The sequence below is a fragment of the Neobacillus sp. Fa239 genome, assembly GCF_055395235.1.
This window is the reverse complement of record NZ_AP041611.1, coordinates 3,438,716-3,455,330: the sequence shown is the minus strand read 5'-3', so window position 1 is coordinate 3,455,330 and position 16,615 is coordinate 3,438,716. Positions and strand designations below refer to the sequence as shown.

The 16,615-nt window shown below is 41.9% G+C and carries 14 protein-coding genes; 11 read left to right on the top strand and 3 right to left on the bottom strand.

The annotated features are described in order from the left end of the window. Nucleotides 1-269 precede the first annotated feature (269 nt). From speB to ACZ5XR_RS16740, 8 genes are all read left to right on the top strand, one after another. Nucleotides 270-1,217 (top strand): agmatinase, encoded by a 948-nt coding sequence (gene speB / locus ACZ5XR_RS16775; protein ID WP_464497458.1) that lies wholly within the window; start codon nt 270-272, stop codon nt 1,215-1,217. Between the two features lie 233 nt (nt 1,218-1,450). Continuing rightward, the gene (locus ACZ5XR_RS16770; protein WP_464497457.1) at nt 1,451-2,032 is read left to right on the top strand and encodes a TetR/AcrR family transcriptional regulator; all 582 of its coding nucleotides are present in this window, start codon (nt 1,451-1,453) and stop codon (nt 2,030-2,032) included. Between the two features lie 287 nt (nt 2,033-2,319). Beyond that, nucleotides 2,320-3,753 (top strand): APC family permease, encoded by a 1,434-nt coding sequence (locus tag ACZ5XR_RS16765; RefSeq protein WP_464497456.1) that lies wholly within the window; start codon nt 2,320-2,322, stop codon nt 3,751-3,753. A gap of 481 nt (nt 3,754-4,234) precedes the next feature. Continuing rightward, the gene (locus ACZ5XR_RS16760) at nt 4,235-4,525 is read left to right on the top strand and encodes an SAV0927 family protein (RefSeq protein ID WP_464497454.1); all 291 of its coding nucleotides are present in this window, start codon (nt 4,235-4,237) and stop codon (nt 4,523-4,525) included. Nucleotides 4,526-4,546: 21 nt separating this feature from the next. Continuing rightward, the gene (locus ACZ5XR_RS16755) at nt 4,547-4,795 is read left to right on the top strand and encodes a biotin/lipoyl attachment domain-containing protein (RefSeq protein WP_464497453.1); all 249 of its coding nucleotides are present in this window, start codon (nt 4,547-4,549) and stop codon (nt 4,793-4,795) included. A gap of 131 nt (nt 4,796-4,926) precedes the next feature. Beyond that, nucleotides 4,927-7,062, top strand: coding sequence for a sigma-54 interaction domain-containing protein (locus ACZ5XR_RS16750; protein WP_464497452.1), 2,136 nt, complete (start codon nt 4,927-4,929; stop codon nt 7,060-7,062). Between the two features lie 284 nt (nt 7,063-7,346). Continuing rightward, nucleotides 7,347-8,840, top strand: a complete 1,494-nt coding sequence (locus ACZ5XR_RS16745; protein ID WP_464497451.1) for an aldehyde dehydrogenase family protein — start codon at nt 7,347-7,349, stop codon at nt 8,838-8,840. Between the two features lie 33 nt (nt 8,841-8,873). Beyond that, on the top strand, nt 8,874-10,247 hold the full coding sequence (locus ACZ5XR_RS16740; RefSeq protein ID WP_464497450.1) for a putrescine aminotransferase: 1,374 nt from the start codon (nt 8,874-8,876) through the stop codon (nt 10,245-10,247). Nucleotides 10,248-10,479: 232 nt separating this feature from the next. Here the strand turns inward: ACZ5XR_RS16740 and ACZ5XR_RS16735 are convergent, their stop codons facing one another. Together ACZ5XR_RS16735 and ACZ5XR_RS16730 are read right to left on the bottom strand one after the other, a co-directional pair. After that, the gene (locus ACZ5XR_RS16735; protein WP_464497449.1) at nt 10,480-10,929 is read right to left on the bottom strand and encodes a S1 domain-containing RNA-binding protein; all 450 of its coding nucleotides are present in this window, start codon (nt 10,927-10,929) and stop codon (nt 10,480-10,482) included. Nucleotides 10,930-11,125: 196 nt separating this feature from the next. Continuing rightward, the gene (locus ACZ5XR_RS16730) at nt 11,126-12,481 is read right to left on the bottom strand and encodes a sigma-54 interaction domain-containing protein (RefSeq protein ID WP_464497448.1); all 1,356 of its coding nucleotides are present in this window, start codon (nt 12,479-12,481) and stop codon (nt 11,126-11,128) included. Between the two features lie 257 nt (nt 12,482-12,738). Here ACZ5XR_RS16730 and ahlS point away from each other — a divergent pair, with 257 nt between their 5' ends. From ahlS to ACZ5XR_RS16715, 3 genes are read left to right on the top strand one after another with little or no spacing between them, the layout of a single operon-like run. Beyond that, a complete protein-coding gene (gene ahlS / locus ACZ5XR_RS16725; protein WP_464497446.1) occupies nt 12,739-13,587 on the top strand; it encodes an AhlS family quorum-quenching N-acyl homoserine lactonase in 849 nt (282 codons plus the stop codon). A 14-nt stretch (nt 13,588-13,601) separates the two neighbouring features. After that, the gene (locus ACZ5XR_RS16720) at nt 13,602-14,726 is read left to right on the top strand and encodes a zinc-dependent alcohol dehydrogenase family protein (protein WP_464497445.1); all 1,125 of its coding nucleotides are present in this window, start codon (nt 13,602-13,604) and stop codon (nt 14,724-14,726) included. Between the two features lie 29 nt (nt 14,727-14,755). Then, a complete protein-coding gene (locus ACZ5XR_RS16715) occupies nt 14,756-16,195 on the top strand; it encodes an NAD-dependent succinate-semialdehyde dehydrogenase (RefSeq protein ID WP_464497444.1) in 1,440 nt (479 codons plus the stop codon). 108 nt (nt 16,196-16,303) lie between these two features. Here ACZ5XR_RS16715 and ACZ5XR_RS16710 read toward each other — a convergent pair whose 3' ends face one another. Then, on the bottom strand, nt 16,304-16,480 hold the full coding sequence (locus ACZ5XR_RS16710; RefSeq protein WP_464497442.1) for a Spo0E family sporulation regulatory protein-aspartic acid phosphatase: 177 nt from the start codon (nt 16,478-16,480) through the stop codon (nt 16,304-16,306). Nucleotides 16,481-16,615 lie beyond the last annotated feature (135 nt).

The window sequence follows — 16,615 nt, the reverse complement described above, 5'->3', positions numbered from 1 at the left end:
AAAATATATTGCACAAAAAACTCCTATTGTAGAATTTGTGGCCTTGTTTGTTTCCTTAAGCAAACAAGTCTTCTGCATAGGAGTTTTTCAATTGAATAAAAAAGATATGACTTAGTGTCTAAGCAGCGATAGAAAATTAGATACACACTGCATAGGAGTGTAAGATGTCACAAAAAAACATTAAGAATAGTTTGATTATTCTGCATCATCATGATAATATGAAATTAAACTAACTATCGGTAGTTAGTATTAAGAAAAGGAGGAATAAAATGAAATATCCACTATCTCCAGATGTAAAGCCAGAGTTTTGTACGACAGGAACATTTATGAGGTTACCTTCTTCCAGGGAGGATGCAAAACTAGCTATTGTGGGAATGCCTTTTGATACTGCGGCTTCTTTTCGTGTGGGAGCCCGTTTTGCACCACAGGCTATTCGTCAAGCATCAATGACGCTATTCCCTTACCACCCGATACATGAGGTTTATCCTTTTGAAGACAGTAAGGCGATTGATATCGGGGACGTATCTGTCATTCCCCATAATATCCATCGCAGTTATAAAGTGATTGAAGATGCCATGTTTGAATTGATGGATAAAAATATCATTCCCGTAGGTTTAGGAGGAGACCATTCTGTTACTTTGGCCAACTTGCGTGCCGCGGCTAAAAAATATGGGCCAGTGGCGATGATTCATTTTGATTCCCATACGGATACATGGGACACATATTATGATGAAAAATATTGGCACGGTTCCCCATTTATTCGTGCACATGAAGAGGGATTATTGATCCCAAATAAGGTATTTCAACTGGGAATTAGAGGGACACTGAATCATCCTGGGGACTTGGAAGCAAGCTTCGAATTAGGTTACAATGTCATCACTACTCCTGAAATGCATGAACGCGGGTTTGAGAGCATTTTACGTGATATGAAAGCGGTGATTGGCGACACACCTTGCTTCTTAACGTTTGACATTGATTTTGTCGATCCTTCCTGTGCGCCGGGAACTGGGACACTGGAAGTAGGAGGCTACAACAGCCTGGAGACCTTAAAAATGGTTCGCTCTTTAACAGATTTTAATTTTATAGGCTTTGATTTAGTAGAAGTATTGCCATCCTATGATCCTACTCAGATTACTTCCCTTTTAGCCGCCACGCTTGTCCATGAATTTGCTAGTTTGGCCACATTGAAAATTGTAAAAGAAAAAAAATCTGAATAATTACTTTCATTGTAATCATCACAGTCATCTATATCCTAGGAATTAAGTTGAACGGGGCACCTATACGGAGCGTATCGGTTTTGAACGACGCATCCATAATAAAATAAAAAAATGATAAAAGCTCTGTTTTGTAAAAAAACAGGGCTTTATTGTTAGAAAAGATCCATTTTTTAGACTATCTGTTTTTTCCAGTATATAATTTAACTAACTAAAGTTAGTTTCGGGGGATGAATATGACCAAGGACAAGATTATTGCAGCTGCATTGTCGCTTTTTGCTAAAAATGGATATAAAGGAACCAGTTTGGCTGATATTGCGAAGGCAGTCGGTATCCAAAAGCCTTCTATTTATAATCATTTTAAAAGCAAAGAAGAGATTTTTCTTTCCATCTATGAGAAAATTCTCTGGTTTCATGTACAAGAAGTAGAAAAATTAATGGAAGAGATAAAAAGTGTAAGTGCAAAGGAGCAGCTTTTTCAAATCGTTAACTTAACGTTTCAATATTATATTGATTATGAGGAGCAGTCTACTTTTCTTAACAAGGCAGTCTTTTTCCCCGCAGAGAACTTGAAGGAGCAATTGCACGAACAGTTTATCGTTGCTGAAGAAGCGCTGTCAGCCATTTTAAGAACCATTATTAATAAAGGTATGGAGAACGGAGAAATTCGTAAAGGGAATATTGATGATTTTATCATGTCTTTTTATTGCTTAATTGATGGGATATTTATTGAATTATCCTTTTATGGTGTTGAAAAGATGAAACCAAGGATCTTAAATATCTGGACCAATTTTTGGTATGGTCTTAAAAATGATTGAAAGCTGCTGAATAAGGCAGCTTTTCTTAACTTATTAGCCTTGTGGACTTCCAGCCTCTGCTTCTATGCATTTCATCATATGTTATTCACATTTACATAGAGGAAAATGAGATTTCGATATTTTTCTATGAAAAAACATCAGCTTCCCCTTTGGAACGATTCTTGCATATTAAAGGTGAGAGCACACATTAAATTTAAAACAAGTGGGGGTGGGGTAATTTTTCCTAATAGGGACAGCAGTTTCACTTAATCTTTTATTTTGGTCAAAGGGGAGGCAGATACTAGTTTATGGCAGAAACAAAAGGACTCAAGGCAAATGCAATTAGTTCATTGGAATCGGTAATGTTGGGGATAGGAGGGACAGCCCCTGTCTATTCTTTATCTGCGAGTACTGGTTCATTAGTGGCAGCGGTTGGATTAATGGGGCCGGGATCGCTATTATATGCGGCAGTTGTGATGTTTGGAATATCATTTGCTTTTATGTATCTGAACCGTTGGCGTTCTGATTCGGGCGCAAGCTATGCATGGGTGGGTAGATCGATTAACCCAAGCCTTGGATTTATGAGCGGCTGGGCGCTCTTGATCTCAACAACTCTCTTCATGATTGCCGGATCATTGCCTGCAGGGACCGTTACATTGGATTTAATCGCGCCAAAGTTGGCGAATAATGTGGTAGCCGTAACCATTGCCGGTGCGTTTTGGTTTATCGCCATGAACATTTTGGTCATGATTGGAGTCGAGATTACCGCTAAATTTCAGAAAATTATGACTGTTCTTGAAGTTGGCATATTGCTTATTATCACGATTGGGGCAATGATTAAATTTGCAGCTCACCCTGTCCATCATTTTTCATGGGGTTGGTTTTTACCATCCGGATTTAGCTTTAGTACATTTGTTGCCGGTTCTCTTGTGGCTGTTTTCTATTACTGGGGCTGGGATGTAACGGCAAACCTGACGGAGGAAACCGCAGATCGCCATAACGCACCCGGCAAAGGCGGGGTTTATGGAATGATTTGTATTTTCTTGATTTTTGAATTGCTGCAGGTAACGTTCCAAATGGGAATGAACAGCCAGCAAATAAACCAGGCAAGTACAAATTTGCTTCCGGTGGTCGGGAACCTGATTTTTCCGCGTCCATGGGGTGATATCGCCATAATCGCTGTGATGATCAGTACCATCGCCACTTTAGAGACATCACTTTTACAATCGACCCGGACCTTCTTCTCTATGGGACGGGACCAAGTCATGAACAAAAAATTGGGGGAGCTCCACCCGAAATTCAAAACACCATGGGTATCCAGCATTATCATTGGAATTGTTGCCCTTATCTTATTTGTTCTTTCTGCATTTAGTAGCGGGATTAGCTCCTTGATGACAGATGCGATTAATGCCATCGGGCTGCAAATTGCCTTTTACTATGGTCTCACTGGTTTTTCCTGTGCTTGGTATTATCGAAAGGTCAGGAATGGCAAAGACATCCTTATGCGTATCATTTGGCCGCTTGCTTCAGGAATTTTCCTTTGGTTTATTGCCATATACGATATAAAACAACTGGATTTAGTCACGAATATAGTTGGAATAGGGACACTGCTAATCGGTGTCTTCCCGCTGATGTATTATCGTAGAAAGTATCGGAGCAGTTTCTATGAGGACCGTTTGGAAAGCTGGAATCCTGATACTCCAACACAAGTTCATTATCCTTCAAACCGGGCTGAAGGTTAAAGGCTTTGAAAAGCGCATCATGTGGATGCGTTTTTTTTTGACCTCTTGTTTCGAACACCTAAAAAATAAATCAACGAAGCTAGAGCTTTTGTGCGTGAGCAAATTCAGTCAGTTATCCAATTCCAAGAGTTTTATGCAAAGCTGCATAATAAAGTCATTTTTACATATCGCTTACCTTCTATTTTTTTAAAAAGGCTAATCTTATGACGGACACTTTTGCTTTTTCCCTGGTTGGTATTGTCCGTTAGGGGCTTTATGACGGACACTTTTTACTTTTCCCATATCGGTTCTGTCCGTTGGGTGCCTTATGACGGACACTTTTCCCTTTTCCAGATCAGTTTTGTCCGTTAGGGGCCTTATGACGGACACTTTTCACCTTTTCCCATACGGTTTTGTCCGTTAGGAGCCATTATCAAGTTTATATATTGGCATGAAACTTGCGAGTAGTATTCATAACGTTAAATATAGGAGGGATTTTTAGATGGCGCTTGATATTTTATTTGAAAAAAATGAACAGCAGCAGCTGCATTATTATTGTCTCATTTCTCATAATCACCGCTATGATTTAACCATTGGTTATTCGGAGTACTTTTTCGGAAAAGCAATGGTCACTTCTATGCAGTCAGGGAAAATGGTGCTGCTTTGCCAGGACGATATTGATTTGGATCTTCATTGGACCGACAGATTAGGAATTGAAGTGGAGGATGTACCGGAATTTCAAGATTTCCTTCGTCTTGTGCTGCAAACGCGGCCTTTTCATGAAGAATATTAAAAATCTGGAGGAGTGTTATTCATGTATTTTGGCGTGATTCTAAGCCCTTGCTTTGGAGAGGTGGAACAAATTACGGTCAAAAATGCCGAGCGGATTTTTGAGTGGGAAACATTATTTACCATTAAAACAGAAGCGGGCTCGGTTGAGGAAGTGCTGACTGAGGTGAGCGGGGAAATCGAATCGTTGGAAGTGCAGGAGGGGGATCATGTGATTCCCGGAATGGTATTAGCCTATATAAAAGAAGATTTGTATAAAATAGGAAGCGATTGACATGAAATGGAAAAGCAATGACCAACAAAAAGAAGATGGTTCGGCAACATCTTCTTTTTTGATGATTTTTTTGTTAAAAGATTCAAAATAAAATGATAGTATAGGATTGATACGAAAAGGGAGATGAAGCTATGTTTTCCGTCACTAAAGAAAAAGTCAAACCAATCATATCAGTCACGATAGAGGCAGGAGAAGCTTTAAGACCAATATTAGCCAATTTTAAGGAACCCTTTCTATTCCTAAAAAAGAAAGAGCAAATATTTGCCTATGTACAGATACATAACTCGTTAATGGAAAAACTGGAACAGAATGAGTATTCCATGGAAATATTGTTGCAGCATGCCAAATCAATCGAGAGCATCTGCTATTTAACCGAGCATATTTCGCTGCCGATTCTGTTCCAGATTATTGGCGGGCCGTTCGCCATCATCACCGATGAAGATAACAAGTCGCTAGGGTATCTCCTGAGAGAAGACGTGCTTACCGAACTGTTTATGCAAGGAAATAAAAATGTGGATTTTCTCCGGATTCTTTTGTCGTCCATTCCGATGGGTATTTTCGTTATTGATAAAGAAAAAAAGATGATCAATTGCAACGAGGCCGGATTAAAAATGATTAAATCCTCTGCAGACAAGGTGTTGAATTTCCCCGGAGAAACTATATTCAGCGCCGAGCATATCCAAAACGTGTTTGCAAGCGGCAAGACGATTCTTAATCATCTGGAATTTAAAAATGGTATGGGGGTGCTTGTTGATTACAGCCCTATCCTTAATCTGGATGAACAGGTTGAAGGTATTATCATTGTCGTTCAGGATTTGCCAATGGTTGAGGAAATGGCCCTGGAAATTGAATATATCAAGGACTTGAATATGGACTTAAATGCAATATTGTCCAGTATTTATGATGAAATTCTTGTCGTTAACGCCAAGGGGGAATTGCTTCGTTACAGCGAAAACATCATTGATGATTTTTGGCAGATGGATTTAAAGGAACTAATCGGAAAAAATATTACGGTGCTTGAGGACAAAGGTCTATTTACTCCTTCTGTTACAAGGCTGGTTATGGAAAAAAGGAAAAAGATTTCCGTTGTCCAGGAAACAAGAACGGGAAGAAAAATTCTGGCTGTAGGAAATCCCATTTTTAATGAAAAAAATCAATTGGACCGGATTATTATCGCATCGCGCGACATTACTGAAACAACACGCTTAAAGACTGAGCTCCATGAAATGCGGAAAATATCAGAGCAATATAAGAAAGAACTGGAAGACTTCAAAAGTAAGGATGCTTTTTTGAAAAAATTGATTTATTGCAGTCCGAAGATGGAAAAGATCATGAATCAGGTCAGGAAAATTGCCGATTTTTCATCTACCGTCCTGCTCCATGGCGAGTCAGGGGTAGGAAAAGAAGTGATTGCCCAAGCGATTCACCAATTAGGAAAGCGTTCACATCAGCCGTTTTTGAAATTAAATTGCGGCGCCATTCCAGAAAATTTGTTGGAAAGTGAATTGTTTGGCTACTCAAAGGGTGCGTTTACCGGTGCTGATAAAAATGGCAAAGACGGTTATTTTAAACAAGCTGACGGCGGGATTTTATTCCTTGATGAAATAGGAGAGATGCCGATGCATCTGCAAGTAAAGCTCCTTCGAGTCCTCCAGGAACAAGAGGTCATCCCTGTCGGCAGCACTACCCCGTTTAAAGTGGATGTGCAGATTATCGCCGCCACGAATAAAAATTTGGCCAAAATGGTCGAGAAAGGGACTTTCCGCGAGGATTTATTTTATCGCTTAAATGTTATTCCGATTCACATTCCGTCGCTAAGGGAGCGGACAGAAGATATTTCCTTGCTGGCGTTTCACTTCCTGCAGCAGCTGAATGAAAAATACGCGCGCAATTATCATTTAACCCCCGATGCCGTGAATGTACTTGAATTCTATTCATGGCCGGGTAATGTCAGAGAACTGCAAAATATTATTGAGAGATTAGTAGTGACGGCCGATCATCCGGCGATTGATGCAGAGTTTGTCAGCCAATTTTTATCGCTGGGCTATGAGCATAAAAAAATGCGGCCAGTGGTAACACGGGTGATTCCTTTGCAGGAGGCCATCGACTATGTAGAAGAGCAATTGATTGTCATGGCGATGAACCAATATAAAACGACGACAAAGGCGGCTAAAGCATTAGGAATCAGCCAATCCTCTGTCAGCAGGAAATATCAAAAAATTCTAGCTGATAAAAACATTAAAATGGAAAACCTGTCAACTTACTAATAAAAAGCTGTTTCAGAGTTGCTTTTATCTGGAACAGCTTTTTTTTTCGTAAAAATCCAAATAGTGTTGAATTGGGCGATATGTTCTTACGGTTTGGGGATATAGAGATGCGAACAAACAAAACTTCAAAAGGCTTTAGCAACTATGCAATCAGAAATAGGCCTATGCAAAATTGAATAGTTTTTTAGAAAATAAATTGAAAAATCGCAATCTGGCAGCTTTTTGTTATTGGCACGCTTCTTGCATTATTTATGAATGAGGGTAATTCAAAGGAGGAATAGATAATGGTCGAGGTAAAAAAAAGAGTAATCAACCTTAAAATGTATATCGATGGCGAGTGGCGTGATGCGGAAAATCAGGAAATACGCCCTGTTGTGAATCCTGCAAACGGAGAAGTCATTGCCCATGCCCCGGAAGGTACAGTAGCCGATGCACGTGCAGCCATTTATGCAGCGCGCAAAGCATTCGAAGCCGGTGTATGGTCGGGTCTTTCCGCGCAGGAACGAGCCTCCTATTTATTAAAAATTGCGGACAAAATTGATGAGAATGCCGATGAACTAACCGAGCTTGAAACAATGGATAACGGAAAGCCATTACGGGAAGCAGGCTTTGATGTCGCCGATGCGGCGGCGTGTTTCCGTTATTATGCGGGGTTGATTACCAAGCCGGATGGCCAAACCTACCATGTAGCCGATCCGATGCAGGCTATGGTAGTCCGGGAGCCTGTCGGTGTCTGCGGCCTCATTGTTCCCTGGAATTATCCACTATTAATGAGTGTCTGGAAACTGGCCCCTGCACTCGCTGCAGGAAACACGGTCGTCTTTAAACCATCGGAGGTAACGCCGGTCACCCCGAAAAAGCTATTCGAAATTTTTGAAGAAGTAGGCTTGCCAAATGGTGCCGCCAATATGGTCATGGGAGCCGGCCCGATTGTCGGCAACGAAATTGCCTCGCACCCGGAAGTCGATATGGTGTCATTTACCGGCGGTACGAAAACAGGCAAGCATATTATGAAAACCGCGGCAGATACGATGAAAAAGGTGTCGCTGGAATTAGGCGGCAAATCGCCGAATATCATTTTTGCCGATGCCGATTTTGAAACCGCTGTCGATTATGCCTTGTTTGGCATCTACGCCGGTTCCGGCCAGGTCTGTTCTGCCGGTTCAAGAATCCTTGTAGAAGAAAGCATTTTTGATCAATTTGTCGCTCGCTTTGTCGAACGAGCGAAACAGATCAAAGTAGGGCCGGGCAATGATCCAGCTACCGAAATGGGTCCGCTGGTAAGCAGGCAGCATTTGGAAAAAGTACTTTATTATATTGACCTTGGCAAACAAGAGGGGGCCACGATTGCCTGCGGCGGCAACCGCATTGTCAAGGATCATCTGGAAAAAGGATTCTTTGTTGAACCGACTGTGTTTGTCGATGTGAAGCAGGACATGAGAATTGTCCAGGAGGAAATTTTCGGTCCGGTTGTCTGCATACAGAAGTTTAAGGATGAAGAAGAAGCTGTGAAACTGGCCAATGGCACCGTTTACGGGCTGGCAGGCGGGGTATTCACGAAAGATGGGGCCAAATCCTTACGTGTCATTAAAAAATTGCGCGCCGGGATTACTTGGGTAAACTCCTATCACCCAACCTATAATGAAGCTCCATGGGGCGGCTATAAGCAAAGCGGAATTGGCCGCAGCCTTGGAACATTTGGCCTGGAGGAATTCCAGGAAATTAAACAGATTAATATCAATTTACAGGTAGAGCCTATTGGCTGGTTTTCAAATTAATAAAAAAAATTTTACAATAAGGAGACAATCAAAATGAGTATCGATTTAACGCAAGAAAAAAAGAATGAGCAGAAAAAAAGTGTGACCGAATATATTAATAAGGTTTTAAGTTTAATAGAAAAAGAAGAAGTTTCTAAGGAGGATGCGGCCTGGATTACCAAGGAAACGGTTGATGGATTCCGTGAACATGTCAATCCGGGATTCCTTGCCTACCGAAAAACCGTTACTAAAGACGGACAGTTTGCTGCAGTAGAGTGGTCTGATAACGGCGCTTGCTTTAAAGATGTAAACGGCAAGGAATATATCGATTGTTTGGGCGGCTTCGGCATTTATAACGTCGGCCACCGCAATCCTAAAGTAGTAAAGGCTGTAACTGATCAGTTGAAGCATCAAGCCCTTCATAGCCAGGACCTATTGGACCCTCTCCGTGCGATGCTTGCGAAAATTTTAGCTGACATTACACCAGGAGATTTAAAATATGCCTTCTTCACCAACAGTGGCACAGAAAGTGTGGAAGCTGCTTTAAAACTTGCAAAAATGTACAGTGATCGGACAACATTCATTTCGACTACCCGTGCGTTCCATGGAAAAAGCCTTGGATCATTGTCAGGTACGGCCAAAGGGATGTTCCGCAAACCATTCCTTCCGTTGATTCCAGGCTTCCGTCACGTGCCATTTGGTGATATTGACATGATGAGAAAAACGTTGGAAACTTGTGCCCTCGTAGGTGAAGAGGTTGCTGCCGTTATTTTGGAGCCAATTCAAGGGGAAGGAGGTATTATCCTGCCGCCGGAAGGTTATTTGAAACAAGTTCGTGAGCTTTGCGATAAATTTGGTGCCTTATTAATTTTTGATGAAGTGCAGACAGGGATGGGCCGTACCGGAAAAATGTTTGCCGCTGAATTATATGATGTTGTTCCGGATATCATCTGCCTTGCAAAAGCATTCGGCGGTGGTGTGATGCCAGCAGGTGCTGTTGTGGCGAAGGAGGAAGTGTTTAAAAGCTGGTTCCCGAATCCGTTTATGCATACGACCACTTTCGGTGGTAATCCACTTGCCTGCGCTGCAGCAATTGCCACAATCGGTATTTTACTAGAAGAAAATCTGCCGGAAAGAGCTGCTGTAGTGGGAGAATACTTCCTTAAAGAGTTGAAAGAGGCAGCCTATGGTCATGAAGATTTAGTTCAGGAAATTCGCGGCCAAGGCTTAATGATAGGCATTGAATTCCATCAGGACGAAATCGGCTATGATGTATCAAAAGGAATGTTTGACCGTGGTGTCCTTGTAGCCGGAACGCTGATCAATTCCAAGACCATTCGGATTGAGCCGGCGCTGACCATAAGCTACGATGAGGTTGATAAAGTAGTCAGCACGTTTAAAGAAGTATTGGAACATGTAAAATCCTAAAGGCATCCTTTTAGCGCGGTTTTAATATGATGCTGTTTTAAAAGCAATCGGCTTTTCCGCCGATTGCTTCCATTATCATATTGTTACAATTGGTACTGGGGATTCGGCCTCTGTGGGACTTGGATGAAAACTTTGAACGCTTTGTACTAAATTGGTTTGAGCTACATTAAAGAAGCAAGCCAATTACAGGCTTGCCTTTATCTATCTAATGAAGTATTTAACACGCAACAAGTTATCCTCGTCTTCCGCCTCTACCGCCCTGTTTTGCTCCGGTGTTCTTTTTTAGGGTAGATAAATTCTCTTCACTCGTCTTTAAAAAACGAGCCATTTTATCTTCAAAACTTTCCTTCGGCTTGAAATTACCTTTTGGACGAAAATCTTTGGAACGATTATCAGATTTTCCTTGGCGCGGTGGGCGTTTTGTATAAGAAGGGGTTTGTCCTTCGGGTCTATCGATCGCTTTTTTGATGGACAAAGAAGTTTTTCCATCATTTATACTAATCACTTTTACCTCAACCTGATCGCCTATCTTGAGATGGTCATTCACATCTTTTACATAGCTATCCGCAACTTCACTGATATGCACTAGACCTGTTGCTCCATCCGGTAATTCTACGAATGCTCCAAAATTAGTGATGCCTGTTACTTTACCTTGTACCTTGCTGCCAACTTCAACTGACATAAAAATACCGTTCCCCCTCAATAATGTTAAAAACACTTTATTATAACAAATTTTCGACAAAAATAATATCCATTGGAGCCATTCAGTTAGCTTAATAACAAATAAACGGGATCACGGTAGCAATCCCATTTTTAAGATCCGATTAGCACCTTTCTATCCGGTGGCTGTATGGGTAAGATTAATATACCACTAATGGCTACCCATCTCGCTTCCACCGCTGCAGCTTTTTCACTAATGTGGTGTGATCAATTCCCAGTGATTTGGCGGCCTGGCGCAACGATGAATGATTGGCAATCGCCTCATTTACGATTCGTTTTTCCAGATGTTCTAATCTGCTTTTTAAATTCGATATCGGTTCATTGTCTATTTGTTGAAACTGATAGGGTAAATGATAGGGTTCAATCGTTGGCTCAAGTACGGAAGTAACAAGGTTCTCCATAATATTTTTCAGTTCCCGTACATTTCCAGGCCATTGATACTGGATGAGACAACACTTGGCTTCAGGTGTCAAGACCTTTTGAATTTTGTACCGTTGACAATATAAATCAAAATAATGATCAGTAAGCAGCTCAATATCTTCCTTACGCTCGCATAAGGGAGGGATCCGCAGTTCAATCACCGAAATCCTGTAGTAAAGGTCTTCCCTAAATTTCCCTTGTTTGGTTAAGGTCACGATATCCTGATTGGTGGCACTAATCACACGAATATTTACCGAAATGTCTGCTGTTCCTCCGATTCTCCGTATCTTCTTTTCTTGCAGCGCGCGCAGAAGCTTGACTTGCAGCTGGACGGGCATCTCTCCAATTTCGTCAAGCATAATGGTCCCATTATTGGCCAATTCCAACAACCCGAGTTTTCCTTCACGACGTGCTCCTGTGAAGGCACCCGACTCATAACCGAAAAATTCAGACTCTAAAAGTGTCTCAGGGATAGCTCCACAATTCACTTTAATAAATGGTTTATCCTTCCGATCGCTGAAATCGTGAATCAGGTTGGCAATCACCTCTTTTCCTGCTCCAGAAGGGCCGGTTAACAAAACACTAGTGGGGAATGGAGCAATTTGGGTTACTTTTTCATAAATTTTTTTCATTTGGATATCACGGAATAGGAATCTATTTTCTTCTTCATCCGTTGTAAAGGTAAATCGATAGTTTTGCATTCTTGAAAAAGTATTGGCTTTGCTTAGATCCTTTTGCAATGAATTCAGTTTGGTAACATCTCTTACACTAGTTACGACCATTTCAATGGTTCCATCTTCAGCAAAAACAGGATTTCCTGTTACAATTACTTCTTTTGTATGTGCGATGGTTTGCAATAGAGAGATCTTTTTCTTATCGCGTAAGACCTGAAGAGAAGCAGATTGATCGATATATCCTTCTTGAATTAAATCTTTCATATGCCTTCCAACGAGATGTTCACGAGAGAAACCGGTGATCTGTTCATAAGCCTGATTAACGAAAATAGTGATTCCATGACAATCTACAGCATAAATTCCATCCGTTGAGAATTCAAGAATGGCCAACATTTGTTTATTATTCAACATTTCAATCATAAATTTCCACCCTTTTGTAACATGTGGGTGGTGAAAACTTCTTATTTTGCTGAATTTTTTCACCACCTTACTAGTATGAAGTTATATCGCGTTTTTGTAAACCCTTACGAACTATGAATGGTGAAAAAATTCACCGATTCCAAATATTAAAAACTCGTAAATTAGCGTCAAAATGGCATTTTGAAAGTTGGCATGAATCTTGCAATTAATATATGCGTGGTTAATTTTAGTTGAATAAAAAAACAAGGAGGCTTATCATGGCAAATATTATAACACCAAAACCGAAGCTCTATGTGATGGATAATGGAAGAATGAGCATGGATAAAAACTGGATGATTGCGATGCATAATCCAGCGACGACAGACAATCCAACAATGCCATCTGAAATGGTAGAATTCCCAATCTACACAGTATTGATTGATCATCCGGAAGGAAAAATTTTATTTGATACTGCATGTAACCCTAATTCCATGGGGGCAGAGGGCCGATGGACAGAATCAACCCAAAAAGCTTTTCCATGGAAGGCTGGCGAAGAGTGCTATCTTCATCATCGTCTTGAACAACTGAGGGTTCGTCCGGAGGATATTAAATATGTCGTTGCTTCCCATCTTCATCTAGACCATGCCGGCTGTTTGGAGATGTTTACAAACGCAACGATCATTGTGCATGAAGATGAGTTTAATGGCACGCTTCAATCCTATGCCCAACATAAAAAAGAAGGCGCATACATTTGGGGAGATATTGATGCCTGGATTAAAAACCACCTGCAGTGGCAAACCGTCAAGCGGGATGAAGATTTCCTTGAACTAGCTTCTGGGATTCGCGTCCTAAACTTCGGAAGCGGTCATGCCTGGGGAATGCTTGGACTACATATTGATTTGCCTGAGAAGGGTGGAATTATTTTAGCTTCAGACACGATCTATACCGCTGAAAGCTTTGGACCACCTATTAAGCCTCCTGGAATTATCTATGATTCAGTCGGATACGCAAAAACCGTTGACAGAATTCGCCGCCTGGCAAAAGAAACGAATTCAGAGGTCTGGTTTGGCCACGATTCGAAGCAATTTGCCGAGTTTATCAAATCCACCGAGGGATATTACGAATAAAAGGAGAATGAGCAATGAAAATACGAGCAGCAGTACTTCATGAATTGGGCCTGCCTGCGCCTTATGCAGAAAGTAAACCTATCAAAATCGAAACACTGGAATTGGATCCTCCTGAACGCGGTGAAGTGTTAGTGCAAATTAAGGCGGCGGGTCTTTGCCATTCGGATCTTTCAGTCATTAACGGAAGCCGTCCACGTCCCATGCCAATGGCATTGGGGCATGAAGCTGCGGGCGTCGTTGTCGAAGTAGGGGAAGGTGTCACAGACTTGAAGCCAGGAGATCATGTGGTATGTGCTTTCGTTCCAAGCTGTGGTCATTGCCTTCCTTGTCAAGAAGGACGTCCAGCGCTTTGTGAACCAGGGGCTAAAACCAATACAGCAGGAACGTTGTTAAGTGATGAACGGCGGATTCATTTAAATAAGGGAACCGTTCATCACCATTTAGGTGTTTCGGCCTTTGCCGATCATGCGGTCGTATCAAGAAACTCCTTAATCAAAGTGGATCCTGAGATTCCATTTGAAAAAGTGGCTGTGTTCGGATGTGCGGTTATGACAGGGGTTGGAGCGGTTGTCAATACAGCAAGCATTGAAATGGGAAGCACTGTGGCGATTATCGGGCTTGGCGGAGTTGGACTGAGTGCGCTTCTTGGGGCAATCACAGCTGGAGCCAGCCGAATTGTCGCAGTAGATGTCAATGATACAAAGCTTGAGCAAGCACGTGAATTAGGAGCCACTGATACATTTAACTCAAGAGATCCGGAAGTTGTCTCCCTAATCCGTGAAGCAACAGGTGGTGGAGTTGATTATGCATTTGAAACAGCAGGAGTAGTCCCTGCCATGAACGTTGCTTATGGTATTACGAAACGCGGGGGTACAACGGTTACGACCGGATTGCCACATCCTGATCATCACTTCTCTTTCCCGCAAGTGACCTTAACGGCGGAAGAGCGTACTCTTAAAGGGTCATATGTCGGAAGCTGTGTACCTGCACGGGATATCCCTCGGTTTATTGAATTGTATAAGCAAGGCCGTCTACCAGTCGATCAGTTGTTAACGGATTGTTTGTCGTTGGATGAGATCAACGAAGGCTTCGATCGGCTGGCTCGAGGGGAAGCATCCCGTCTGGTCGTTGTATTCTAATTTAATAAAAACAGCAAGGGGGAAGCGTGTTGGAAAAGTATCAGTTATTTATTGGCGGGGAATGGGTGGATAAAAAGGAAACATTTGATGTCATCAATCCCGCAACGGAAGAAATAATTGCACAGGTGCCTAATGCATCACAAGAAGAAATGAGACTTGCAGTTGAAGCTGCTGTTCGTGTTCAGCCGGAATGGGCAGACACGGTTGCATCCGAACGGGCGAAAATTCTCGTCGAAGCTGCGAAATTGATGCGTGAGCGAACGGAAGAGCTTGCTCGAATTATGACGCTTGAAGAAGGGAAGCCGCTTAGCGAAGCACGTGGTGAAATAGCGTATGCCATTTCTTTTTTGGAATGGTTTGCTGAAGAAGCTAAACGAGTTTACGGGGATACCATTCCATCCAACTCTAAGGATAAACGAATTATGGTACTCAAGCGTCCAGTTGGTGTGACAGCAGCAATCACCCCATGGAATTTTCCTGCAGCCATGATTACAAGAAAAATCGGACCGGCACTCGCTGCAGGCTGTACCATGATCGTCAAGCCTTCTGAATTAACGCCATTATCCGCATTCGCGATTGCCAGCATTTTTGAAGAAGCTGGTCTGCCAAAAGGTGTACTTTCTGTTGTCGTTGGAACAGACCCTTCTGAGCTGACACAGGTTTTAATGGAAGATATCCGGGTGCGAAAACTTTCCTTCACAGGATCGACAGGTGTAGGAAAGTTGTTAATGAGACAGGCCGCTGACACGATGAAGCGGGTTTCTTTTGAGTTAGGGGGACATGCTCCGTTTATTGTTTTCCCGGATGCTGATTTGGAGGAGGCTGTTTCCCATGCCGCATTGGCAAAAATGAGAGGAATGGGTGAAACATGCGTGGCGGCCAATCGTTTCTACGTACACCAGGATATTCTCCCAGCCTTCACAGAAAAATTAACGGATCGTCTGCAAACCATGAAAGTCGGAAATGGCCTTGAAGAAGGAATCGCAGTAGGGCCACTGATTGAACCATCTGCTGTTCAAAAAGTAGAAGAACATGTACAAGATGCTGTTTCGAAGGGTGCCAAACTCCTATTAGGGGGAGAACGTACAGGATTTGAAAAAGGATTCTATTATCCACCAACGATTCTAGCAGATGTTACTGAAGAGATGAAGATATCCAGTGAAGAGACATTCGGTCCGGTTGTGGCGATCCTTCCTTTTGAAACGGAAGATGAAGTAATCCACAAAGCTAATGATACGCGTTATGGATTAGCCGCTTACTTCTTTACACGGGATGTGGGCAGAATTTTCCGCCTCGCTGAGCGTTTAGAATTTGGCATTATCGGTGCTAATGACGGTTTGCCATCCGTTGCCCAAGCTCCATTTGGCGGCGTGAAGGAGTCCGGATTAGGTCGTGAAGGAAGTAAATACGGAATCGAGGAATATCTCGATATCAAATATCTATCCCTTGGTGGAATTTCTGCAAAATAGGTCATAAGAAGGGCTTCTCCCAACAATTTGTTGGCGATGAAGCCTTTTGTTTTCTAAAGAAAATTTAAAAAAATTCCCGTATTCAGGTGTGAATTACAGGACTTTTAATCAAACTTCTGTATGTTGCTGATTTTTTCTTTTTTGATACATCGTGATAAGCTCGTCTAATTTCTGACTGTAACAAAGGGTGTCATTGCTATTTAATCCGGTGTTCCCCGCAATTAGGATCAACATCTTTCTCATCTGATTGATCCGGTCCTCCAGTTCCTCCATCTCGATTACCATAATACATTCCCCTGATTCTCTTTAACTGTTTAATTCGATAAATTGTTTTCTCGCCATTATTATTATGCGAAAAATTTTAAGTAATTGGAATACATCTGACAAAACCACCTAAAACATTACAAAAAACTGTATAAA